The sequence below is a fragment of the Lutibaculum baratangense AMV1 genome, from assembly GCF_000496075.1.
GTDB lineage: Bacteria > Pseudomonadota > Alphaproteobacteria > Rhizobiales > Tepidamorphaceae > Lutibaculum > Lutibaculum baratangense.
In genome coordinates this window covers 56,921-80,379 of sequence record NZ_AWXZ01000015.1, presented here as the reverse complement: position 1 = coordinate 80,379, position 23,459 = coordinate 56,921, and the positions used below count along the sequence as shown (strand labels likewise).

Annotated in this window: 21 protein-coding genes; 12 read left to right on the top strand and 9 right to left on the bottom strand. The window is 69.7% G+C overall.

Going from position 1 to position 23,459, the window contains the following annotated elements; genetic code table 11:
* Positions 1 to 73: 73 nt before the first annotated feature.
* Both N177_RS04520 and N177_RS04515 read left to right on the top strand, forming a co-directional pair.
* Positions 74 to 997, top strand: a complete 924-nt coding sequence (locus N177_RS04520; RefSeq protein WP_023431062.1) for a sulfite exporter TauE/SafE family protein — start codon at positions 74 to 76, stop codon at positions 995 to 997.
* Complete coding sequence (locus tag N177_RS04515) at positions 997 to 1,761, top strand: TIGR02186 family protein (RefSeq protein WP_040485142.1); 765 nt, start codon at positions 997 to 999, stop codon at positions 1,759 to 1,761. The genes N177_RS04520 and N177_RS04515 overlap by 1 nt, the downstream gene beginning before the upstream one ends.
* Before the next feature lie 3 nt (positions 1,762 to 1,764).
* On the opposite strand, the gene pdeM is transcribed toward N177_RS04515, so the two are convergent.
* Both pdeM and N177_RS04505 read right to left on the bottom strand, forming a co-directional pair.
* Complete coding sequence (gene pdeM, locus N177_RS04510; protein WP_023431060.1) at positions 1,765 to 2,496, bottom strand: ligase-associated DNA damage response endonuclease PdeM; 732 nt, start codon at positions 2,494 to 2,496, stop codon at positions 1,765 to 1,767.
* The gene (locus tag N177_RS04505) at positions 2,453 to 4,990 is read right to left on the bottom strand and encodes a ligase-associated DNA damage response DEXH box helicase (protein ID WP_023431059.1); all 2,538 of its coding nucleotides are present in this window, start codon (positions 4,988 to 4,990) and stop codon (positions 2,453 to 2,455) included. The genes pdeM and N177_RS04505 overlap by 44 nt, the downstream gene beginning before the upstream one ends.
* A 252-nt stretch (positions 4,991 to 5,242) precedes the next feature.
* Between N177_RS04505 and N177_RS04500 the strand changes: the two genes are divergently transcribed.
* The 6 genes from N177_RS04500 (at position 5,243) to N177_RS04475 (ending at position 9,768) form a co-directional block, all read left to right on the top strand.
* Entirely contained in the window at positions 5,243 to 5,596 is a 354-nt protein-coding gene (locus tag N177_RS04500) for a nucleotidyltransferase family protein (protein WP_040485141.1), read from the top strand.
* Positions 5,593 to 6,120: a ribonuclease toxin HepT-like protein gene (locus tag N177_RS04495; protein ID WP_040485140.1), complete on the top strand. Its 528-nt coding sequence runs from the start codon at positions 5,593 to 5,595 to the stop codon at positions 6,118 to 6,120. The genes N177_RS04500 and N177_RS04495 overlap by 4 nt, the downstream gene beginning before the upstream one ends.
* A 193-nt stretch (positions 6,121 to 6,313) precedes the next feature.
* Entirely contained in the window at positions 6,314 to 7,330 is a 1,017-nt protein-coding gene (locus N177_RS04490) for a ligase-associated DNA damage response exonuclease (RefSeq protein ID WP_023431057.1), read from the top strand.
* A gap of 10 nt (positions 7,331 to 7,340) precedes the next feature.
* Complete coding sequence (locus N177_RS04485; protein ID WP_023431056.1) at positions 7,341 to 7,745, top strand: DUF4440 domain-containing protein; 405 nt, start codon at positions 7,341 to 7,343, stop codon at positions 7,743 to 7,745.
* A gap of 16 nt (positions 7,746 to 7,761) precedes the next feature.
* Positions 7,762 to 9,408 (top strand): cisplatin damage response ATP-dependent DNA ligase, encoded by a 1,647-nt coding sequence (locus tag N177_RS04480; protein ID WP_023431055.1) that lies wholly within the window; start codon positions 7,762 to 7,764, stop codon positions 9,406 to 9,408.
* An 87-nt stretch (positions 9,409 to 9,495) separates the two neighbouring features.
* Positions 9,496 to 9,768, top strand: coding sequence for a DUF6460 domain-containing protein (locus tag N177_RS04475; protein WP_023431054.1), 273 nt, complete (start codon positions 9,496 to 9,498; stop codon positions 9,766 to 9,768).
* Positions 9,769 to 9,778: 10 nt separating this feature from the next.
* Here the strand turns inward: N177_RS04475 and N177_RS04470 are convergent, their stop codons facing one another.
* Together N177_RS04470 and N177_RS04465 are read right to left on the bottom strand one after the other, a co-directional pair.
* On the bottom strand, positions 9,779 to 11,146 hold the full coding sequence (locus tag N177_RS04470) for an MFS transporter (protein ID WP_040485139.1): 1,368 nt from the start codon (positions 11,144 to 11,146) through the stop codon (positions 9,779 to 9,781).
* Entirely contained in the window at positions 11,139 to 15,995 is a 4,857-nt protein-coding gene (locus N177_RS04465; RefSeq protein ID WP_023431052.1) for an NAD-glutamate dehydrogenase, read from the bottom strand. The genes N177_RS04470 and N177_RS04465 overlap by 8 nt, the downstream gene beginning before the upstream one ends.
* A 272-nt stretch (positions 15,996 to 16,267) precedes the next feature.
* Between N177_RS04465 and N177_RS04460 the strand changes: the two genes are divergently transcribed.
* Positions 16,268 to 16,636: a hypothetical protein gene (locus tag N177_RS04460; protein WP_023431051.1), complete on the top strand. Its 369-nt coding sequence runs from the start codon at positions 16,268 to 16,270 to the stop codon at positions 16,634 to 16,636.
* A 10-nt stretch (positions 16,637 to 16,646) separates the two neighbouring features.
* Here N177_RS04460 and N177_RS04455 read toward each other — a convergent pair whose 3' ends face one another.
* Positions 16,647 to 17,168 (bottom strand): gamma-glutamylcyclotransferase, encoded by a 522-nt coding sequence (locus tag N177_RS04455; RefSeq protein WP_040485159.1) that lies wholly within the window; start codon positions 17,166 to 17,168, stop codon positions 16,647 to 16,649.
* A 113-nt stretch (positions 17,169 to 17,281) separates the two neighbouring features.
* On the opposite strand from N177_RS04455, the gene N177_RS04450 reads away from it, so the two are divergent.
* Positions 17,282 to 18,352: a DUF2125 domain-containing protein gene (locus tag N177_RS04450; RefSeq protein ID WP_040485138.1), complete on the top strand. Its 1,071-nt coding sequence runs from the start codon at positions 17,282 to 17,284 to the stop codon at positions 18,350 to 18,352.
* Between the two features lie 20 nt (positions 18,353 to 18,372).
* Here N177_RS04450 and N177_RS04445 read toward each other — a convergent pair whose 3' ends face one another.
* Positions 18,373 to 18,561 carry a hypothetical protein gene (locus tag N177_RS04445; protein ID WP_023431048.1) on the bottom strand — a complete coding sequence of 63 codons (189 nt, stop codon included), beginning with the start codon at positions 18,559 to 18,561 and terminating at the stop codon, positions 18,373 to 18,375.
* 67 nt (positions 18,562 to 18,628) lie between these two features.
* Positions 18,629 to 20,020: a hypothetical protein gene (locus N177_RS04440; protein ID WP_040485137.1), complete on the bottom strand. Its 1,392-nt coding sequence runs from the start codon at positions 20,018 to 20,020 to the stop codon at positions 18,629 to 18,631.
* 236 nt (positions 20,021 to 20,256) lie between these two features.
* On the opposite strand from N177_RS04440, the gene N177_RS04435 reads away from it, so the two are divergent.
* Both N177_RS04435 and csgH read left to right on the top strand, forming a co-directional pair.
* Complete coding sequence (locus tag N177_RS04435) at positions 20,257 to 20,763, top strand: hypothetical protein (protein ID WP_023431046.1); 507 nt, start codon at positions 20,257 to 20,259, stop codon at positions 20,761 to 20,763.
* A gap of 65 nt (positions 20,764 to 20,828) precedes the next feature.
* Entirely contained in the window at positions 20,829 to 21,221 is a 393-nt protein-coding gene (gene csgH / locus N177_RS20465; protein WP_023431045.1) for a curli-like amyloid fiber formation chaperone CsgH, read from the top strand.
* Positions 21,222 to 21,344: 123 nt separating this feature from the next.
* On the opposite strand, the gene N177_RS04425 is transcribed toward csgH, so the two are convergent.
* Together N177_RS04425 and hisC are read right to left on the bottom strand one after the other, a co-directional pair.
* Positions 21,345 to 22,286 carry a prephenate/arogenate dehydrogenase family protein gene (locus N177_RS04425; protein WP_023431044.1) on the bottom strand — a complete coding sequence of 314 codons (942 nt, stop codon included), beginning with the start codon at positions 22,284 to 22,286 and terminating at the stop codon, positions 21,345 to 21,347.
* Positions 22,279 to 23,391 (bottom strand): histidinol-phosphate transaminase, encoded by a 1,113-nt coding sequence (hisC, locus tag N177_RS04420; protein ID WP_023431043.1) that lies wholly within the window; start codon positions 23,389 to 23,391, stop codon positions 22,279 to 22,281. Before hisC ends, N177_RS04425 begins: the two co-directional genes overlap by 8 nt.
* Between the last annotated feature and the right edge of the window lie 68 nt (positions 23,392 to 23,459).

Genomic DNA, 23,459 nt, shown 5'->3' with positions numbered 1-23,459 from the left:
GGCGACGGTATCGCGCTATCCACGATAGTTGCGTCCCGTCGTCGTTCCGCCAGACAGGCCGGTAGGCCGAGCCATGCAGATCTACCTCCCCGTCGCCGAACTCGCGGTGAACATGTTCATGATTCTGGGCATGGGCGCCGCCGTGGGGTTCCTGTCCGGCATGTTCGGCGTGGGCGGCGGGTTCCTCCTGACGCCGCTGCTGATCTTCTCCGGCATCCCGCCCGCGGTCGCGGTGGCGACCCAGGCCAACCAGACCGTCGCGACCTCCGTCTCCGGAGCGCTCGCCCATTGGCGCAGGCGGTCCCTCGACGTCCGGCTCGGCCTCGTCCTCGTCGCCGGGGGCGCCGTCGGCTCGTTCATCGGCGCCTGGCTGTTCCGGCTCCTGCAGGCGCTCGGCCAGCTCGATCTCGCCGTCTCGCTCCTCTACGTCATCTTCCTCGGCCTGATCGGCGGGCTGATGATGCTCGAGAGCGCGCGCGCGATGTGGCTCAGGCGGCGGGGGCGGCCGGTGCCGGCCCGTCGCCCCGGGCAGCACCGCTGGATCCACGGCCTGCCGCTCAAGGTGCGCTTCAAGCAGTCGCGGCTCTACATCAGCGCCATTCCCGTCGTGCTGCTCGGCGTGTTCATCGGCCTTCTCGTCGCGATCATGGGCGTGGGCGGCGGCTTCATCATGGTCCCGGCGCTGATCTACCTGCTGCGCGTGCCGACGAACGTCGTCATCGGCACCTCCCTCTTCCAGATCGTCTTCGTCACGGCGCTGACGACCGTCCTGCACGCGACCGTGACGGGGACGGTCGACGTCGTCCTCGCGCTCCTCCTGATGGCCGGGGGCGTGATCGGCGCCCAGTTCGGCGCCTATGCCGGGCAGAAGCTGCGCGGCGAGCAGCTGCGGGCACTGCTCGGCCTGCTCGTCCTCTCGGTCTGCGTGCGACTGATGATCGACCTCGTGGTGACGCCCGACGACCTCTACAACGTGTCGGGCGTGGTGGGCGGGTGATGCTGCGGCGGCTGGCCCTCCTTCTCCTGATGCTGGCGGCGGCTGCGGTGCCCGCGCGGGCCGAGAGGGTCGTCGCGGGCCTCTCCGACACCGTCGTCAACATCCAGTCGAACTTCGTGGGCACCGAGCTCACGCTGTTCGGCGTCATCCAGCGCGACGCGAACACGGTCGGCCGGGCGCATGGCTACACGGTCGTCGTGACGGTGCGGGGCCCCACCGAGAATCTCGTCACCCGCCGCAAGGACCGGGTCGCCGGGATCTGGATGAACACCGAGTCGGCGACGTTCATGAACGTGCCATCCTACTACGCCGCACTGTCGAGCCACCCGATCAGCCGGCTGCCGCAGACCGGCACGCTGAAGCGCCTCCAGATCGGGCTCGCCAATCTCGATCTCGAGCCCGAGGAGGCCACGCGGCCGGCGGACCCGGCAGCCTTCCGCGAGGCGCTCGTGCGCCGGAAGGCGGCGCAGAACCTCTATATCGAGAAGGCCCGCGCGGTCGCGATGGTGGAGCCGACGGTCTTCATGACGCGCATCCCGCTACCCGCCAACATCGACACGGGCGGGTATCGGGCGAACGTCTACATCTTCGCCGACGGCGCGCTCGTGGGCGAGGAGCAACTGGGCTTCTGGGTCATGAAGACCGGATTCGAGGCGGCGGTGTTCGACCTCGCCCTCGACCAGCCGCTGCTCTACGGCATCGCGGCCGTCATACTCGCCGTGTTCGCGGGCTGGTTCGCGGGCGTCGTGTTCCGGCGCGACTGATCCTCACGCCGCGTCCGGCAGGAGCAGGCGCGCGGGAAAGCCGTAGACCCCTCGGCCGCCGAGCAACCACGCCGCGAAGCCGCGCGGCGGGAAGAGCGGGCTCCATGCGGCGTCGAGCACGTTCAAGCCCCCCGTGTAGGCGCCGAAGGACGGCATGACGAGGCGCGCGCCGTCCGTCACGAAGCAGCGCCGCCGGAGGCCGCGGCCGCGCAGGCGAAGCTTGGCGGCCGGGTGGAGATGACCCGCCACCTCGCCCCGGCAGTCGCCGGCGCGAGGCTCGTGCCGGAAGGCGAGGCCGTTCAGGTTCAGCTCCGCCATGGCCTCGCCGCCGAGCCCGGCGGGCGCGTCGCGGTCGTGATTGCCGGCGATCCAGATCCAGTCCCGGCCGCGCTGGAGAGCACGAACCGTGTCGCGCGCCGCGGGCGCGAGCCGCTCGGCGGCGCGACGGTCGTGGAAGGAATCGCCGAGGCAGACGACGCGGGCGGGCAGATAGGTCTCCACCAGTGCCGCGAGGCGCCGAAGCGTCGCCGCCGTGTCGTAGGGCGGCAGGAGCTGACCGCGGCGGGCGAGCGAGGAGCCCTTCTCGAGATGGAGGTCGGAGACGACGAGCGTGCGCTCGGCCGCCCACCACAGGGCGCCGGCCGGATCGAGCGCGACCTCGTGGCCGCAGAGCCCGACGGTCCTCACCGTCTCAGCCTCCGCCTCCACGCGCTCCGGAACCGCCGTAGCCCGCACCCATCGCCTCCTCGATCAGATCCTCGGCCGCGTCCGCGAGCAGCCCCTCCTCGGCGTCGCCGCCGACCCGCTCGCGCCCGATCTCGAGCATGACGGGCACGGCGAGAGGCGAGACGCGGTCGAGATCCATATGCCTGATTCGGCCCCGGATCCGCTTCAGCATGTCACCGAGGCGACGGATGTCGAGGAGACCGGTCGCCGCATCCTCCCGCGTCGCCTGGAGGAGGATGTGATCCGGCTCGTGCTCGCGCAGCACATCGTAGACGAGATCGGAGGAGACGGTGACCTGTCGGCCCGACTTCTCCTTGCCGGGCGAGCGTCGCTCGATCATGCCGGAGATGACCGCGCAGTTGCGGAAGGTGCGCTTCAGGAGCATCGACTCGTCGAGCCACGCCTCGAGGTCGTCGCCGAGCATGTCCTCGTCGAAGAGGTCCGCGATCGACAGGCGGCCCTTCCTTACCATCGCGCCCATGTCGGCGAGGCCCCAGATCGCGAGCGCGTATTCGCTGGCGACGAAGCCGAGGGGCCGCGCGCGGGCGCGCTCGAGCCGGCGGGTCAGGAGCATGCCGAGCGTCTGGTGCGCGAGCCGCCCCTCGAAGGGATAGGCGACCATGTAGAAGCGCGTCGCGCGGGCAAAGGTCTCGACCAGAAGCTCGCCCGCTTCGGGGACCACCGAGCGCGCCTTCTGGATCCCGAGCCACTCGCCGACCTCGCCCGGCAAGCCCCGCCACTGCGCCTCGTCGTGCAGCATGTGGCGCACGCGGTCGGCGAGATAGGTCGAGAGCGGGAACTTGCCGCCCTGGTAGGAGGGGATCTTCGGGTCCTCGGTGCGTGAGCGCGAGACATAGGCCTCGGCTTCCCGCAGGCCCTCGAAGCGCAGCACCTGGCCCGCGAAGACGAAGGTGTCGCCGACCGAGAGCTGCTCGATGAACCATTCCTCGATCTCGCCCAGCACCCGGCCTCCGGCGAGCGCCTTCGAGCGGCCCGCCCGGACGAGCCTCACCTTCAGCATCGGCGCCTCGACGATCGTGCCGACATTCAGCCGGTAGGCTTGCGCGATCGAGGGATGGGAGAGCCGCCACTTTCCATCGGGCCGCCTGCGGATCTTCGCGTAGCGCTCGTAGGCCCTGAGCGCGTAGCCGCCGGTGGCGACGAAGTCGACGACCTTCTCGAAGGTGAAATGATCGAGATCGGCATAGGGCTCGGCCGTGACGATCTCGTCGTAGAGCGCTTCGGCGTCGAAGGCTTCCGCGCAGGCCGTGCCGAGGACGTGCTGGGCGAGGACGTCGAGCCCGCCGCGCCGCGGCGGCGGTGTGTCCTGCGCGCCGTCCCGCAGCGCCTCGATCGCCGCCTGGCACTCCATCACCTCGAACCGGTTGGCGGACACGAGGAGCGCGCGGGACGGCTCGTCGAAGCGATGGTTTGAGCGGCCAATGCGCTGGGCGAGCCGGCTCGCCCCCTTCGGCGCACCGAGATGGATCACGAGGTCGACGTCGCCCCAGTCGATGCCGAGGTCGAGGGTCGAGGTGCAGACCACCGCGCGAAGCACGCCCGCCGCCATCGCGGCCTCGACCTTGCGGCGCTGCTGCACGTCGAGCGAGCCGTGATGGAGGGCGATCGGCAGGCCGTCGTCGTTCATGTGCCACAGTGCCTGGAAGACCATCTCCGCCTGGCTGCGGGTGTTGACGAAGACGAGGCTCGTGCCGGTCTGCCGGATCGCCTCGTAGACCGAAGCGAAGGCATGGCGGCCGGAATGACCGGCCCAGGGCACGCGCGCCTCCGGTTCGAGGATCCTCACGTCGGGCGCGACCCCGCCCTTCACGGTGATCAGGTCGGCCTTGTCCTCCGGCGTGCCCTGCGGCATCGGCCAGCGGGCGAGCGCATCCGGATCCGCGACGGTCGCCGACAGGCCGACGACGCGGAGCCCCGGCGCATAGGACCTCAGGCGCGCGAGACCGAGGGCGAGGAGGTCGCCGCGCTTCGAGGTGACGAGGGCGTGGAGCTCGTCGAGGATGACGACCTTCAGGTTCTGGAAGAGCTTCGGCGCCTCCTTCGACGCGATCAGGAGCGCGATCTGCTCGGGCGTCGTCATCAGGATCTCGGGCGGATCGGTGCGCTGCCTCGTTCGCTTGACCTGCGGCGTGTCCCCCGTCCGCGTCTCGACGCGGACGCCGAGCCCCATCTGCGCGAGCGGCATCTCGACGTTGCGGGCGACGTCGACGGCGAGCGCCTTCAGCGGCGAGACGTAGAGCGTGTGGAGCTTCGAGCCCTTCCGGTCGCGCGGCATCCCGGAGAGCTCGACGAGGCTCGGCAGGAAGCCCGCGAGCGTCTTGCCGGCGCCGGTCGGGGCGATGAGGAGCGAGGAGCGCCCGGCGCGCGCCCTGGCCAGAAGGTCGAGCTGGTGCGCGCGCGGCGTCCAGCCTTTCTCCGCGAACCACGACGCGAAAGGCTCGGGGAGGAGGCCGGCCTCCGGATCGGTCACGAGATCATCCATTGGAGGAAAAGGTAGTGCCTGTGGAGGGATCGCGCCATTGCGTCGGGTGCCGCGGCGGGAGCGCGCTCGAACCGGGCACGCCAAGAACGGCCAGGCGCTCGGTGGCAAATGCCACCACCACTGCGTCTCCGGACCTTGATGGCTGAAGTCTGGACGTGTTTCGGCTACATTCGAAGCCTCGATTGCGTGACCGTCGCAGGTCACCTTCGAGTCAGGTGCTGGGCGTGTCATGGCCCCGCGTGGAGGACTTCGATGGCCGGCAGCGATGCACCCTCGCCCCGGGTTACGACCTTGGCCGAACGGAAACGCAATGAAGCCACGCGGCGAAAGCTGGCCGCCGACGCCGCCGTTCGCGAGCTTCGCAGATACGCCAGTGAGCATGGGGGGAGATACGTCATCTTCGGTTCCTATGCCGAAGGGACGCTTCGCTTCGATAGCGATCTCGACGTCTTGATCGACTTCCCTGCGGGCCAGACGACGGACGCGTGGTTGTTTGCGGAAGACGTCTGCGCGCGGCATCAGGTGCCGCTGGACATCCACGACGCGCGAACCACCACGGCCGCATTCGCGGAACGGGTCGTGAGCAGGGGCCTCATCCTCTCATGACGGATGCTCGATGGATCGAGGTCGAGGACGATCTCGACTCCGCGTGCCGACATTTCGGCAATGCTGCGCGGCTGGCCGACGAGGGCGGGTTCGACGACGGGGGCATCTCGGGTTACCGCGCGCGGATGGCGCTCCTCCACGCGATGCAATCCGCGCATACGTCGCTTGAAGGTGCCTTGAGGCGGATCTTGCAGATCCTGGGTGAAGAGGCTCCGGTCGGTGGGCATACCCATGCGGACCTCGTCAGGCGCGTTTCTCGGGCCGTGTCCACGCCTGGTCGCGTTCGTCCGGCCATTCTCGAGCCTGATGTTGCGCGCGACGTGGATGAATCTCGGCGCTTCAGGCACAGAGCGACGCACGATTACGACAATTTCGACCCCACATTGGCGGGTCCTTCAATCGAAGCTGCGCGCCGCCTGGCCTCGAGCTTGAGGCCGTGCATCGCGGCCTTCCGGGATCGCGTCGACCCGCCGTCTGCCACCCGCGACGACGGGCCGGCTGATCCGGGAGGTGCTTTGGACTGATGGCCGGCAGGCGCGCAGACCGTGGCGGGTGCGTCTCTCCCGTTCGAATTGCGTCGCCTCGAGTGGAAGCTGGGATTGATGCAGCCGTTGCCGCGGGACAGAGCTGACGGGCTGTCCTCCGGGGCCAGCCATACAAGTTCCCGGGCTCCCGACCTAGATTAGGACTCCCGACGACAGACCCCGCGAGCCGTCCTTGCGCCCCGAAGATCTTCTCTGCCCGACCTCCGAAGGCCTGTGCTGCCCGATGGGCGGCTTCTTCATCGATCCGCTGAAGCCGGTCGACCGGGCGCTGATCACGCATGGACATTCCGATCACGCGCGCGCCGGACACGCGCATGTGCTGGCGACGCGGGAGACGCTCGACATCATGCGGGCACGGCTGGGCTTGGGCTCAGGCGACGAGCAGCAGGAGGCGAGGCTCGGCGAGCCGATCCGGATCGGCGACGTGACGGTGACGTTCCACCCCGCCGGGCACTGCCTGGGCTCCGCCCAGATCTCTGTCGAGGCGAACGGCATGCGGATCGTCGCGACCGGCGACTACAAGCGCGAGGCCGACCCGACCTGCCGCGGCTTCGAGTTCGTGCCCTGCGACGTGCTGATCACCGAGGCGACGTTCGGGCTTCCCGTCTTCCGGCACCCGCCGGCCAGCCGCGAGGTGCAGGGGCTGCTCGATTCCCTGAAGCTCTTCCCCGACCGCACCCACCTCGTCGGTGCCTACGCGCTCGGAAAGGCGCAGCGCGTGATCGCGCTCCTGCGGCAGGCGGGCCACGACCGGACGATCTACCTGCATGGGGCGCTCGAATCCCTGTGCGCGCTCTACGAGCGCCACGGCGTCGACCTCGGGCCGCTCGAACCGGCGACGGGACAGGAGAAGAAGGGGGGCGACAAGCTGCCGGGCGAAATCGTGATGTGCCCGCCTTCGGCGCTGCAGGACCGCTGGTCGCGCCGCTTCGCCGACCCGATCACCGCCTTCGCGTCTGGCTGGATGCGCGTGCGCGCCCGGGCCAGGCAGCGCGGCGTGGAGCTGCCGCTCGTGATATCGGACCATGCGGACTGGGACGATCTCTGCCGCACCGTCGTCGAGACCGGGTGCTCCGAGCTCTGGGTGACGCACGGCCAGGAGGACGCCCTCGTTCACTGGGCGGAGACGAACGGCGTGCGCGCCAGACCGTTACGCATCGTCGGTTACGACGAGAGCGAGATCGAATAGGAGGAAGGCCATGAGCACGAGCGATCCAGGCGCGGAGCACGAAGCGGAGGTTCCCTCGCTGTCCGACCTCTTCGACGACTACGCCACCGCCTATGACGACTACGAGCCGCAGGCGCTGGCCGACTGCTTCGCTTACCCCTGCACGATCTGGCAGTTCGGCAAGGGCAACGTCTTCGCCGACGAGGAGGAGCTCTTGGAGAACATCGAGGCGCTGTTCGGCGTGCTCGAGCGCGAGGAGGTGGTGCACACCCGCTACGAGATCCTCCACCAGGCGATCTCGGGCGACACAGCGCACGCGACCCTTCACTGGACGCACGAGCGCGAGGGCGGCGAGGAGGCGATGTCGTTTGCCTGCCATTACCTCCTGATCCGCGACGACGACCAGTGGCTCGTGGCCTCGATCGTGAACGAGTGAGGCGGAAGACGAGCGGATGAACCGCTTCGCCCACCTTCTCGACAGGCTGAGCTACGAGCCGCGCCGGAACGGCAAGCTCGCGCTGATGGCGGAGTATTTCCGCGAGGTGCCGGATCCCGCGCGCGGCTACGCACTGGCGGCGCTCACGGGCGACATGGGGTTCCGATACGCCAAGCCCGCGCTCATCCGCGCGCTCGTCGAGGAGCGCACGGACCCGATCCTCTTCCGCATGTCCTACGACTATGTTGGCGACCTCTCCGAAACAGTGGCGCTGCTCTGGCCGGCCCTCGCCGCGCGGGCGGGCGAGCACGGCACCGCCCCGACGCTGCCGGAGATCGTCGAGGCTCTGCACGTCGCCGGCAGGAGCGAGATCCCGAGCCTCCTGTCGAACTGGCTCGACCGGCTCGACGAGACCGGCCGCTGGGCGCTCCTGAAGCTCATCACGGGATCCTTGCGCGTCGGCGTGTCGGCCAGGCTCGCGAAGACCGCGGTGGCGGAGCTCGGCGATCTGGAGCCGGCGGACGTCGAGGAGATCTGGCACGGGCTCGAGGCGCCATACGAAGAGCTCTTCGCCTGGGCCGAAGGGCGCGGCGAGCGGCCCGACGTGTCGGACCCCGTGCCGTTCCGTCCGGCCATGCTCAGTCATGCGATCGAGGACGGCGACTTTCAGAAGATGGAGGCGGGCGACTTCTCCGCCGAATGGAAGTGGGACGGCATCCGCATCCAGGCCGTGTGCGGGCGCGACGCGCATGGGGCTCTCGCGAAGCGGCTCTACAGCCGGACGGGCGACGACATCTCCGGCGCCTTCCCCGACCTCGTCGAGGCGCTCGACTTCGAGGGCGCGATCGACGGCGAGCTTCTCGTCATGCGCGAGGGGCTCGTCCAGTCCTTCAACGAGCTGCAGCAGCGCCTGAACCGGAAGAATGTGACCGCGAGGATGCTGAAGGACTATCCCGCGCATCTGCGCGCATACGACCTTCTCTCGGAGGACGGGGAGGACCTGCGCCCCCTACCCTTCGCCGAGCGGCGGACACGGCTCGAGGCGCTGGTGGGTCGGCTCGGTGGCGACCGCGTCGACCTCTCGCCGATCGTGACATTCGACGGCTGGGAGGCCCTGGCCGCAGCGCGCGCCGACCCTGCGGGGCACGGCGCCGGCGAGGACGCGGCGGCCGTCGAGGGCGTGATGATCAAGCGGCTCGACAGCCCCTATCTCGCGGGGCGCCCGAAGGGCCACTGGTACAAGTGGAAGCGCGACCCGCACACGGTCGACGCCGTCCTGATGTACGCGCAGCGCGGCCACGGCAAGCGCTCGTCCTTCTATTCCGACTACACGTTCGGCGTGTGGCGGCAGGGCGAGGGTGGGGCCGACGAGCTGGTGCCGGTGGGCAAGGCCTATTTCGGCTTCACCGACGAGGAGTTGAGGCGCATCGACCGCTTCGTGCGCCAGAACACGGTGAACCGCTTCGGCCCGGTGCGCGAGGTCGTGCACGAGCTCGACCAGGGGCTCGTGCTGGAGGTCGCGTTCGAGGGGCTTGCCCGCTCGGGCCGCCACAAGTCGGGCCTCGCGATGCGGTTTCCCCGCGTGGCGCGCCTCAGATGGGACAAGCCGCCGCGCGAGGCCGACCGGATCGAGGCGCTGGAGGCGCTGGTGGATCCCTCGTGAGGAATCCCGAAGGGCTCGACAGGGGCGCATGAAACACCCATGTCATGAGCCAGCTTCGTCGCGACAGATCAGGGAGATGCTTGGCCCATGGGCCCGATTTACCGCTTCTTCGGCGGCCCGCCGCTCTGGGTGATGCTGCGCCTGCTCGTCCTCTCGCTCGTCGTGGGGATCGTGCTGTCGTTCCTCGGCATCCATCCCTTCGACGTCTGGTACCTGGCGCGCGACCTCGCGGAGACCGTCTGGTACATGGGCTTCGACGCGCTGGGCGAGCTCGGGCAGTACCTCGTGATCGGCGCGATCATCGTGATCCCGATCTGGATCGTGATGCGCATCCTGCGGATGGGCAGCGGCCGCCCGTGACAGCCGGGCTCTAGTCGATCGACCGCGGCACCCTCACCGTCGCGAGGACCGCGAGGCCGGCGACGAGAAACACGACGACGACCGAGATGCCGACCCGCTGGCTGCCGGAGGCAGCCGTGAGGAGCCCCACCGCGAGTGGGCCGAGGAAGGCGGTGAGCTTGCCGGTCAGCGCGTAGAGGCCGAAGAACTCTGTCATGCTCTCGCGCGGCGCCAGGCGGACGAGGATCGTGCGGCTCGCCGCCTGCGCCGGGCCGAAGAACAGCCCCACGAAGATGCCGAGAAGGAGATAGAGCCGCTCCGGCGTCGAGGCGAAGAGCCCCTCCCCGCCACCGCCGGCCGGAATCACGAACAGCACGGTCTCGGCATCGACCGATAGAAGCCCCACCGACACGATCGCGAGCCCGGCGACGGAGACGGCCACCACCCTCTTCGGCCCGAAGCGGTCGTCGGCGCGGCCGCCGGCCCACGCGCCGATCCCGCCGCAGGCCGCGAGCAGGATGCCGAACACGCCGACCTCCGCCGTCGTCCAGCCGAACGTTCCCGTCGCGTAGATGCCGCCGAACAGGACGAGCGCGTTGAGCCCGTCCTGGTAGAGCATGCGCGCGACGAAGAACTTGAGCACCTGCCGGTGGGACGGCAGGCGGGCGAGCGTGCGGCGCAGTTCCCGCAAGCCGGAGCGGACGGCCGGCGCGAGGCGAGACCGGCTCGGCACGTCGGGGCAGAAGAGGAAGAGCGGAACGACGAAGACGACGTACCAGAGGGCCGAAAGCGGCCCCGTCAGGCGCTCGCCGGCGGCCGGTGCGAGGTGCGACACGAGCGGCTGCACCCCCAGCATCGTCAGGTCGCTGCCGGGCATCGGCGTCATCAGGCCGAGCACCAGGACGAGCGCCACGAGGCCTCCGGCATAGCCGAGGCCCCAGGCGGAGCCCGAGAGGCGGCCGATCATCTGCCGGGGCGCGACGTCGGGCAGCATGGCGTTGTTGAAGACGGTGGCGAACTCGATGCCGATCGTCGCCACGACATAGGCCGCGAGCACCATGACGACGGGCGCGAGCCCACCGGGTGCCGCGAACCACAGGCCCGTCGCGCCGACGACGAAGAGCACGGAGAAGGCGGCGAGCCACGCCTTGCGCCGGCCCGTCTCGTCGGCGATCGCGCCGAGCACCGGGCTCGACAGGGCGACCGCGAGGCCCGCGACGGCCGAGGCGAGGCCCCACCAGCTCTGCCCCGTGGCCGGGTCGGGGGCGACCTGGGCCGCGAAATACGGTGCGAAGATGAAGGTCGTGACGACGGTGTAGAAGGGCTGGCCGGCCCAGTCGAAGAGCATCCAGGAGAGGCGGGCGGGCCGGCCCGCCCCTCCGGCCGCGGCCTCAGCCACCGATGAGGTCGCGCAGGAGGCTCGCCCCGACGGTCAGCCGCGACAGGCTCATCGTGCCGCGCGCGATCTCGGAGAGCTGACGCCTCGTGCGGACGACATCCTCGCCCTTGCGCTCGGCCCAGGCCTCGAGCGCTTCCTGTCCCGTCAGGCCGTTCGCGAGAAGCTCCGCCGTCAACTGGCGTTGCGCGTCGCCGATCAGGTCGATCGTGCGGTTGAGGGCGAGGCCGTCATAGTAGTCCACGGTCTTCAGCTCGCGGGCGGAGCGGATCATCTCGGGCAGGTGGAACCAGGCCTCGAGTGCGAAGAACGTCCGCGCGACGTCGGCCAGCTCCTTGCCCGTGCGGTCGGACACGAGGATGACGTCGGGCGCCCGCGACAGCCATGGCAGGTGGCAGAACGTCCGCGACAGCTCGTCCGGCACACCACCCTCGTAGAGGCGCGTGCGGCGCACCGCCATCTCCTCGACCTGGCTCGCCGGCACGGCCTCCTCGAGCGACGCCGCGACCTCGTCGACGCAGGAGCGGTAGTGCTCGATGACCTCGACGAGGCCGTGCGAGAGGTCGGCGTTGCGGATGAACCAGGCGGTGGCGCCGAGCAGGAGATCCTGCAGCTCGCGGTACATGGCGAGCTGCAGGTCGCCGCCGATCCGCCCGTCGAGCGCGTCGACCGTCTCGTTGAGCTGGGTCAGCGAGAATGCGTTGCGGCCGGCGGCGAAGGCGGCCGCGATCTCCGGCACCTCGGCCCCCGTCTCGGCGGCGATCCGCACCACCATCGTCGGGCCGCCGCGGTTGATCATCGAGTTCGCGAGCATCGTCGAGATGATCTCGCGGCGGAGCTTGTGCCCCTGGATCGCCTGCGGGTAGCGCTGCTGGAGCTCCTGCGGGAAGTAGCGCTCGAGCTCTCGCGACAGATACGGATCGTCCGGCACGGAGCTCTCGAGAAGCTGGTCGAAAAGGTCGATCTTCGCGTAGGCGAGGAGCACCGCGATCTCGGGCCGTGCCAGCGCCTCGCCACGCGCCTCGCGCGCCTCGACCTCGGAATCCGTCGGCAGCTGCTCGACCTTGCGGTCCAGGAGACCCTTGTCCTCGAGGGAGCGCATCAGGCGCTGCTCGTAGCCGAGCTCCTCGAGGCCCCGGTGCTCGGCCAGCGAGAGCGCGAGCGTCTGTAGGTAGTTGTTCCTGAGGACGAGCCGCGCCACCTCCTCCGTCATCTCCGCGAGCAGGCGGTTGCGCTGCGGCAGCGGCAGCTCGCCGGAGCTCACGAGCGGCTGCAGGGCGATCTTGATGTTCACCTCGAGGTCGGAGGAGTTCACGCCGCCGGAATTGTCGATCGCGTCGGTGTTGATGCGGCCGCCGCGCCGGGCGAACTCGATGCGGCCGAGCTGCGTCACACCGAGATTGGCGCCCTCCCCCACGACCTTCGCGCGGAGCTCGGCGCCGGCGATGCGCACGGGATCGTTCGCGCGGTCGCCCACCTGCTCGTCCGTTTCGCCCGAGGAGCGGACATAGGTGCCGATGCCGCCGAACCAGAGCAGGTCGGCCTCGGCCTTCAGGATCGCCTTGATGATCTCGGTCGGCGCGGCGGACGCCCTGCCGATGCCGGTGATCGCCTGCATCTCCGGCGACAGCGGGATCGACTTCGCCTGGCGGGAGAAGACGCCGCCGCCCTTCGAGATCAGCGACTTGTCGTAGTCCTGCCAGCTCGAGCGCTGCAGCTCGAAGAGCCGCTTGCGCTCCTCGAAGCTCGTGGCCGGGTCGGGATCCGGATCGAAGAAGATGTCGCGGTGGTCGAACGCCGCGATCAGCTTGATCTGCCGCGACAGGAGCATGCCGTTGCCGAAGACGTCGCCCGACATGTCGCCGCAGCCGATCACGGTGAAGGGCGTCGTCTGGATGTCGATGTCCATCTCGCGGAAGTGGCGCTTCACGGCCTCCCAGCCGCCGCGCGCCGTGATGCCCATCTTCTTGTGGTCGTAGCCGGCCGAGCCGCCGCTGGCGAAGGCGTCGCTCAGCCAGAAGTCCCGCGAGGTCGAGATCTCGTTCGCGATGTCGGAGAAGGTCGCCGTGCCCTTGTCGGCGGCGACGACGAGGTAGGGGTCGTCGTCGTCGCGGCGGACGACATCCGGCGGTACGACGAGATCGGTGCCGTCTATGTCATCCGTTACGTCGAGGAGGCTCGAGACGAAGAGCTTGTAGCAGGCGACGCCCTCCTGCAGCACCTCGTCGCGGCTGGCGCCGGCGGGCATCTGCTTCGGCACGAAGCCGCCCTTCGCACCGACAGGCACGATGACCGCGTTCTTCACGTTCTGCGCCTTGGCGAGGCCCAGCACCTCGGTGCGGAAATCCTGCTGCCGGTCCGACCACCTGAGGCCGCCGCGAGCGATCTTGCCGCCCCGCAGGTGCACGCCCTCGACGCGCGGGCTGTAGACGAAGATCTCCGCGAAGGGCTTGGGATCCGGCAGCTCCTCGATCTCCCGGCTCCTGAGCTTCAGCGCGATCGTCGGGCGCGGCCGGTCGTGGATGTCGGTCTGGTAGAAATTCGTCCGCAGGATCGCCGTGAGGAGGTTCGCGAAGCGGCGCAGGATACGGTCCTCGTCGAGGCTCGAGACCTCGTCGAGCTTCGCCTCGATCTCGGCCAGGATCTCCGACGAGCGGGCCTGGCGCTCCTCGTCGCTCTCCCCGCCGGGCCGGAAACGGACGTGGAAGAGCGAGACGAGCAGGCGGGCGACGTCGGGATGCCGCTGCAGCGTCGCCCACATATAGTCCTGCGAATAGGGGATCCGGGCCTGCCGGAGATAGCGGCTCAGAGCGCGCAGCACGGCGATCTCGCGCCATTCTAGGCCCGCGAGGACGACCAGGCTGTTATAGCCGTCGCTTTCGGCCGCACCGCCGGCCACCGCCAGGAAGGCCGCCTCGAGGGGAGCGTCGAGCGCATCGAGATCGACGGGCTGCCCGTCCGCCCGCTCGATGACCATGTCGTGCAGCCAGAAATGCTCCAGCGCATCGTCGGCCGGGCAGTCGATGCGGAAGGAGCGCTCGTTGATGACCCGGAAGCCCATATTCTCCAGGATCGGCACACGCTCGGAGAGCGGCACCGGCTCCTCGATGCGGAAGAGCTTCAGCGCCACGCGCTCCGGGCGGCCCGGCGTCGGCCGCTGGAAATCGATCGCGAGCGGGCGCGCGCGGCCGATCCGGCCGACGATCCAGATGTCGCGCACCGCCGCGTCGGCGGAGTAGGCGTCGCGGTAGCCGGCCGAGAAGGCGTTCTTGAAGCGCTGGTAGAGCTCGGCGGCCACGGCCGGCGGATGCGCCTGGGCGAGCGCCTCCTTCAGGTTGTCGGCCCAGTTGCGCGCGAGCTCGCCGATCCTGTGCTCGAGCTCGCCGATATCCGGCGTCGGCGTGTCGCCCTCGTAGCGGCCGATGATGAAATGGACCCGCACGAGAGGCCCTTCCGGGAAGAAGGGATAGAAGGCGGACACGCGGCCGTCATAGACCTCCGCCAGCACCTGCCCCACCCGCATGCGCAGGTCCGTCGTGAACCTGTCGCGGGGCATGTAGACGATCGCCGAGACGAAGCGATCGAACTTGTCGGCGCGCGCCAGGACGCGGACCCGCGGGCGCTCGTTGAGCTGCAGGATCGTCAGCGCCCATTCAAGCAGCGTCTCCTCGTCGATCTGGAAGAGCTCGTCGCGCGGGAACGTCTCGAGGATGTTCTGCAGCCGCTTGCCGCTGTGGCTGTCCGGATCGAAACCCGCTTTCGCGAAGACGTACTCCGCCTTGCGGCGCAGATACGGGATGTCCCTCACCGTCCGGTTGTAGGCGGTGGAGGTGAACAGGCCGACGATCCTGAGCTCCCCCGTCAGCTGTCCCCGCTCGTCGAAGGTCTTCACGCCGACATAGTCGAGATGGGCGCGGCGGTGGACGACCGACTTCACGTTCGCCTTCGTGACGATGAGCGGCACCGGCCGCTGCAGAAATTCCCGGAGCTCGGGGGTGGTCGCGACGAACTCGCGCCCCCGTCGCAGCACCATGACCTCGGGGTCGCGCAGCATGCCGAGACCGGAGGACTGGCCCCTGTCGACCCGCCGCAGCTGGCCCTCGGCCTGGCTGCCCACGAACTCGTACTCGCGCATCCCGACGAAGGTGAAGTTGTTGTCGCCGATCCAGCGCAGGAAGGCCTTCGCCTCGTCGAGGTCGCTCGGGTTCAGCGGCGGCGGCGTCTCCTCGAGGTCGCGGATCACCGTGGCGAGGCGGTCGCGCATCGGGCGCCAGTCCTCCACGACGGCGCGCACCCGCTCGTAGATGAGCTGAAGCGCGGCGGCGGTCTCGCGGCGGGCGGCGTCACTGTCGATCCGGCCGACATGGATGTGGATGACGCTCTCGCGGATCACACCGTCTTCGCCGTCGGGCGCCGTGCTCCCATGGAAGCGGCGGCGCTCGCCGTCGGAGGAGCGCGAGACGAAGACGATCGGGTGGAGAACGAGGCGGACCTCGTAGCCGCGTTCCTGCAGCTCGGCCATAGCCGAGTCCACGAGGAAGGCCATGTTGTCGTTCACCACCTCGATGATCGACACCGTCTCGAGCACGGAGGCCTTGTCGGGATCCAGCGGCTCTGGATTGATGACCCTCACCTTCGCGGTGTGGGGCTGGCGGGCGGCGGCGAAACGCCAGGCCTCCTCCGCGAGCCTCGCAAGCTCCGCGGGACGGTAGACGGCGAGATCCTCGAGCGTGCCCTGCTCGAAGAGGGACTGCGCGAAATCGGCGACGCCTTCCTCCGGGCCCCGCTCGTCCAGCGCCTTCAGCGTCAGGGCGATCAGGTTCTTGCGCCGGTCGTCGTCTCGCTTGAGCATCGTGCTTCCCGTCCCTCGGTCCCGCCCCGCGGGGCGGACGTCTTCTTCGCCATTGTCCGTGCCGGACCTTCGCCCAGACGCCCCCGCGGAGCAAGGTGGGCGAGCAGAGCCTGGCGCCTGTCGGCTGCACGGGTGTGACGGGACAATGAGCGAGCGGGAGAGGGGTTTCGCCCCCGCGTTCTCCGCACGCGTTTCCGTCGAGTTAGGAAAGCGGGAACCTGGGAGTCGTAGGATCGTTGACTTGACAGGCAATAAGTTCTAGTTTTGTTCTCATGAAGCGAGCTGATAGTTGCGATCTGCCGCTTGCACTCGCGGGAACGCCCCTGGCGGGCCAGTTCCGCTACTGGAGCGGCGCGAGCGGGAAACGCTACCTTCACAAGATCCTGCCGATCGAGCTCGCGCCCGATTTCCGGCACTGCGCCCTGCTCCTCGTCAGCGTGCGCGGAGACGGGGAGGCGGAGGTCGTCTGGGCCGGCGCCGCCGGCGCGGGTGCCGCGCAGGCGATCGCGGCCGCCCGGGCCGCCGGCGCGAGCGAGGCGCATGTTCATCTCCTGACGGAGACGCCGGAGGACGCGAAGGCGGTCGCCAACGACATCAGGTCGGCGATCGAGGGCGAGACGGGTCACGTCGCGGCGGCCTGAGCGCCGCTGCTCAGCTGCCGGCGCCGAGCCCCATGCTCAGCCTCTCGAGCGAGGGATCGTGGATCTCCATCTGCCGCAGATGCGCGATGGTGCTGAGCACGTATTCGGCGTTCGGCCCCGACTGCCCCCGGCTGCGGCGCACGAGCTCGATCTGGGTCTCCATCGGCAGGACCCCCGCATACTGGCCGTGGGCGCGGTCGACGACGTAGCAGAGGGCGCGCACGGCTCGACGGCTCCCGTCGAGCAGAAGCACCTTCCGCCGGACCTCCTTGTACACCATCGTCGGCTGCTCCCGCGCCCTGAGATAGGCGAGCGTGTTCTCCTCCTCCTCGCGCGGCACGCGGAACGCGAGGCCGCGGCACGAGCCGCCGCGGTCGAGGCCGAGCACGAGACCGGGCGCCTCGGGGGTCCCGCGATGGACATGCGAAAGCACGCAGAGCGACCTGTGCAGGCCGTTCAGGCGCGCCGGCGCCTCCTCGACATGCACGAAGCCCGGCCGCCACATCAGCGAACCGTAGCCGAACACCCACATCTGCCCGTCGTCGGGAGCTTCCACGTCAAGCCCTCGTCACGCCATGAAAACCGTCTATGTTGCGGTCACCTAGCACCGCATCGGCGCGAACTCCAGAGAGCCCGGACAGATCCATGAGCATGACCGACGACAGGAAGAGAGGGCTCGGCCGGCCGCCGATGGCGCTCGTCGTCCTCGTCCTCCTGATCCTCGCCGCCATCGGCGCGTGGAGCTACTTCTGGTCGGTGGCGAGCCGCCGGGCGGAGGCGGCCCTCGAGTCCTGGCTGGCGGTCGAGGCGACGCAGGGCCGCGTCCATTCCTGCAGCGAGCGCAGCACCGGCGGCTTCCCGTTCCGCTTCGAATTCGTCTGCGAGAGCCCGAGCTTCACCCTGTCGGTGCAGCCGGAAGTGGTGGCGACCGGACAGGAGCTGCGGGCGGTGCTGCAGGTCTGGCGCCCGGAGCACGTCATCGTGGAGCTGGACGGCCCGCTGCAGGTCGCGAGCGGGCCGGATCTCCTCGGCGGCAGCCGGCCGCTCGTCGCGAGCTGGGACCTGATGCAGGCGTCGCTCCACATGCCGCTCGGGCGTCTGAGGGCGATCGACGTCGCCGCCGACAACCTGGCGGTCGCGCCGGAGGGGCGGCAGGCGGCCGAGGATTTCGCACTCGAGGCGCGCCGTCTCGAGTTTCACCAGCGTGAAGGTGCGGCCGGCCCGTCGGGCGACGACCAGGGTATGGATCTCGCGGTCTCGGCGAAGGACCTGATGATCACCTATCCCGGGGCGACCCGGGTGGAGCCGGTCGACGTCAACCTGGTCGGCAGCGCGGTGGCGCTGACGCCGGAGCTCGTGGCACGTCCGCGCGAATTCCTGCCCCGCTGGCAGGAGGCGGGCGGCCGGTTCGACATCCAGTCGCTCGTCGCGCGGCAACAGGACACCCGCTTCATCGCCCAGGGCAACCTGCAGCCCGAGGCGGACGGGCGCCTGAACGGCCTGCTGTCCCTGGCCCTCGCCGGCCCCGACGTCACGAGCCCCGGCGCCACGAACGCCTTCGGCGGCGTCGCCCCGTTCGTCGCCACGGCACTGCGCTTCATCGGCGAGAGGACGGAGATCGAGGGGGAGCCCGCGGTGCGGGGCGAGCTGCGGCTGCGCAACGGCAAGGCCTATATAGGCAACTTCCCGGTCGCCGACCTGCCACGGTTGTTCTGAAGCAGCGGCGGCCTGGCCGGCTACGGGGTCCAGAGGTACTCGACGGCGCCTGTGGACATGCCGGCCCCACCGAGCAGGATCTCCCGGACAAACGCCTCGCCGCCTTCCTCTTCCATGAAGAGGAAGGCCCGCACACCGAAGGCATCGGGATCGACGGCATGGATGACCGAAGCGACGCTCTCGCATCGTCCCAAAGGCTCGACCGGCATGTCGCGACACCCGTGCCATTCGACGCCCGCACGACCATGCTACGTTGGCCGGGCCGTCGCGGCCGCATCAAAAGCTCGCGGCGTATCCGACCTTCAGGCCGAAATTCGTCATGTCGTCGAAGGCGAGGCGCCGCTCGGGGGTGCCGGTGACGAGGCTGCCGGCCGATCCCGCACTGCCGCCCGGTGCGCTGGCGAGGGCGGAAGCCCCGCCATCGGCCGCGACCGAAGGCACGTCGCTTAGATACTCGATCGAACCGCCGAGACTGAGCTTTCCCGGGCCGATTCGATATGCGAGCCCCAACTCGAGGGCGACGGCGAAGGCTGCCCGCCCCTCGTCCTCGGCGAGACGCGGCCCGCTGACCGCGAATGAGCCTGCAGGCAGGCCGGTGTCGAGAATGCCGCGCTGGCCGCCCCGGTAGTCGGCATGGAGGTAGAAGACGGAGCCCGCGATTCCGGCCTCGAGGGAGAGGCGGTCGGTGAGCGGCGCCGCCATCTCGGCGCCGAGGCTGCCGCCGTAGTAGCGGCCCCTCACGCGCTCGTCGAGTTCGATCGTCGCCGACTGGGCCGGCAGTGCCGGCGCGCCGTCCGCGGCCGGCGGAGGCACGAAGCCGAGGCTCGTCGAGGTCAGGGCTTCGTGGCGGTAGCCGCGCCATGCGATACCGGCGAAGGGCGAGACGGAGGCCGCGCCGACCGGCTGGCGGTCTAGGCCGACGCGCAACTCGCCGCCGAGATACGTCACGTCGCTCTCGTACTCGCTGACGACCTGGACTCGGGACAGGTCCCCGACGGCAGCCAAGGCTAAGCCTCGATCGGTGAAGGAGGCCCCGATCGCCGTCGCGACGGGAGTGGCGCGGCCGTCGACGAGGACGAGCGAGTTCAGCACCCCGCCGTCGAGCAGCGTCGTGGAGACGTTGGCGCTGAAATCTTCCACCGTGCTGACGGTCGAGTCGATGCTGCCGGCGTCGCCCGAGGCGCCGACACCGCGGATGGAGGCCGCCGCGAGCGAGGCGGCCGGCGCGGAGCTCGCGGCGAGGTCGACGAAGGCGCCGCCGGTGGTCGGACCGGTCGCGCCGACGAAGCGCGTGCCGGTCGGGCGCATGCTGACCGTGTCTTCGACCGACACGCCGGCGAGGAAGCCCCTGGCTTCGAGGAAGATTGGCCACCGGGCCGCCGGCACCGCACGGCGCAGGCTGAACTCGAAGGAAGGCCCCCAGCCGCCGAGATCGCCCGACATGTCGGCGAGGCCGCCGCCACCGCCGACCCGGCCGAGCGAGCGGCCGGGCAGGTCGAAATAAGTCGCCCCGACCGAGAACTCGACCTCCATCCATGCGATGTCCGCGACGGGAGGCGCGCCTTGAAGATCCGCCGCTGCCGCGGTGCATGGCGCGAGGGCGAGCACGAGAGCGAGCGGCACGCCGAGACCGCGGGAATTCCTTCGCTTCATCATCTGGCGCGACATGTCTCCGCTGCTCCGATCGGGACCACCATGCCACAGGCGACGGTCCCGCGTCTGTGGCACGAAGACCATGATCGTCCCCGCTCTGGCGGCAGGTTCGGTGGCCGGGCCGCGACCTGAAGAGCCGATGAACGGCCGCTTCACCACGAGTTCAAGGCGCCGTCGCTAAACCTGCACCCAACACGGCGAGAGCAGTTGTCCTCCCGCCGGAAGCTGGAACCAGGGAAAGGAACGACCCGATGAAGCGCATCATCCTCGCCGCGAGCGCCCTCGCCATGCTGTCCGTCACCGGCATCGCCGACGCCAATGCCGGCGGAAACGAGAGCAGCGTCCACCAGCGCGGCTGGTACAACGGCCAGGCCGCCGGACAGGTCGGCACCCGCAACGAAATCTACACCCGCCAGTCGGGTCGCAGGAACGAGGCCCGCACGATCCAGAACGGCGACCGCAACTACGCCCACACGCAGCAGGAGCGCTTCCGCAACCGCTCTCTGATCGACCAGTACGGCGATCGCAACTTCGCCGTCACCGGCCAGTCCGGCCGTCGCAACGACTCTGCGACCTACCAGACCGGTCGCGGCAACATCGCGGGCACCACCCAGATCGGCACCGGCCATCAGGCCACGATCGATCAGGTCGGCCGTGACAACGCTTCGAGCATGCAGCAGGTCGGCAACGGCAACCAGGCCGAGACCCGCCAGGTCGGTCGCGGGAACATGTCGCTGACGATCCAGAGCAGCCGCTGACGGAAGTCGACGGGGCGCCGAGCGCGGCGCTCCGTCCCCGCTCCCGGACAACCAAGGAGGATTCGATGTTCAGGTACCCCACCCTGGCGCTCGCTGTCGTTCCCGCGTTGCTCGCTGCTTCGTTCGCGACGACCGCGCGGGAGAGCCAGGCGCCGTCAGTACGCGGCGAGAGCGAGGTCACCTGCGAGATACGCCCGATTGCGGATGGGCACGGCACGACCCTGCAGGCGGTCCTGCAGAGCGCGAAGCCGCTGTCCGGCACTTACGACTTCTCCGTCGCGAAGCGTGGCGGAGGAGGCTCCTCGACCTCAGCCCAGAGCGGCGAATTCGTCGCGATGTCGGGCGGCGAGGAGGTTCTAGGCGCTGTGACTCTCGGCCTCGACGGTGGCGCCTCCTATTCGGCGGAGCTCATGCTCGATTGGGCCGGCGGCACGACGTCGTGCAGAGCCGGCAACTGAGCAGCCTCGCCCCACGGACGGGCAGTTCCGTCCACCGCCGGCGTCGCAACTCCGGCGGCAGCGAGCGAAGGGCAATCTCGATGCCCGGCGATGGAGCCACGCCGGGCAGATCGACGAGAGGCGCTACTCGCCCGGCTCCTGCGCCCTGGCGTGCGGGCTGCGCCCGAAGTCCGGGGCGGCGGTCTCCTGCCCGGCCTCGATGATGCCGCGGCGGATGGCCCGCGTCTTCGTGAAGAGGTCGAAGAGCGTGTCGCCGTCGCCGAAGCGGATGGCGCGCTGCAGCGCCGTCAGGTCCTCGGTGAAGCGGCCGAGCATCTCCAGCACCGCCTCCTTGTTGTGCAGGAAGACGTCCCGCCACATCGTGGGATCGGAGGCCGCGATGCGGGTGAAGTCGCGGAAGCCGCCGGCGGAGAACTTCATCACCTCGGAGCTCGTGACCTCCTCGAGATGGGCGGCCGTTCCGACGATGTTGTAGGCGATGAGATGCGGCACGTGGCTGGTGATCGCGAGCACCATGTCGTGATGCTCGGGCGCCATGATCTCGACATTCGCGCCGCACGCCGTCCAGAAGGCCGACAGCCGCCCCACGGCGTCGGGATCGGTGCCGGCCGGTGGCGTGAGGATGCACCAGCGATTGTCGAACAGCTCAGCGAACCCCGCGGCGGGGCCCGAATGCTCCGTGCCGGCGACAGGGTGGCCCGGCACGAAGTGCACGCTCTCCGGCAGGTGCGGCTGCATCTGGCGCACCACCGATGTCTTCACCGAGCCGACGTCGGAGACGACCGCCCCCGGTTTCAGCGCCGGCGCGATCGCCTGCGCGATGCCCTCGCACGCACCCACCGGCACGCAGAGGATCACGAGGTCGGCTCCGGCGACGGCCTCGGCGGGATCGGTCGTGTAGCTGTCGCCCAGCCCGAGCCCGTGCGCTTCCGCCAGCGTCTCCTCCCGCCGCGTCTGCACGGCGATGTGGCGGGCGAGCCCGCCGCGCCGGACGGCATGGGCGATGGACGAGCCGATCAGGCCGATGCCGATCAGCGCGACGCGGTCGAAGAGCGGCTCAGGCACGACGTCCGTCCAGGAGACGCGCGAGGATCTCCACGACGAGCCGGTTCGCCTCCTCCTGGCCGATCGTGATGCGCAACGCGTCCGGCAGGCCATAGGCCTCCATGCGGCGCACGAAGACGCCGCCGGCCTGCAGCGCCGCGTCGGCCTCCGGCGCGGTCACGCCCGCGCTCTCGGGGAATCGGACGAGAACGAAGTTCGCGACGCTGGGCTCGACCTCGAGGCCGAGTTCGCGGAGCTCTGTCGCGAGCCACGGCAGCCAGCACTCGTTGTGCTCGACGGCACCGTCGGTGTGCGCGGGATCGGCGAGCGAGGCGACGCCCGCCGCGATCGCCGGGGCGGAGACGTTGAACGGCCCGCGCACCCGGTTCAGCACGTCGGCGATGCCGGCGGGGCAATAGGCCCAGCCGAGCCGCAGCGCGGCGAGCCCGTGGATCTTCGAGAAGGTGCGCATCATCACGACGTTCTCGTTCGTCGCGACGAGCTCGTAGCCGGCCTCGTAGTCGTTCCGGCGCACATATTCGGCATAGGCCGCGTCGAGGACGAGGATGACGTTCTTCGGCAGCCCCGCATGCAGGCGCTTGACCTCCTCCTGCGTGAGATAGCTGCCCGTGGGGTTGTTCGGGTTCGCGAGGAAGACGAGCCGCGTGCGCGGCGTGACCCTCGCAAGGATGGCGTCGACGTCGGCCTTGAGGCCGGTCTCCGGCGCGACGACCGGCACGCCGCCGGAGGCGAGCGTCGCGATCTTGTACATGAGGAAGCCGTACTGCGAGTAGACGACCTCGTCGCCCGGTTCGATATAGGCATGGCAGAGGAGCGAGATCAGCTCGTCTGATCCCGCGCTGCACACGATGCGGTCGGCGTTGAGGCCGAAGCGGCGGGCGACGGCCTGGCGCAGCGCGGTGGCGCCGCCGTCGGGATAGTAGTGCAGCTCGCCCGCGCACGCCCTGAAGGCCTCGATCGCACGCGGACTGGGGCCCAGCGGCGTCTCGTTCGAGGACAGCTTGTAGACCCTTCCGCCGGGATTGGCCTTGCCCTCGCCCGGCTTGTAGGCGGCGATGTCGAGCACGCCCGGCTTCGGCTGCGGTCTGTCGAGGATTTCGCTCATATCGTGTCTGTCTGTCGTCTTGGGGCGGCCGCTCCGGGTGGAGATGCGCAGAACGGCCGGGCCGGTGC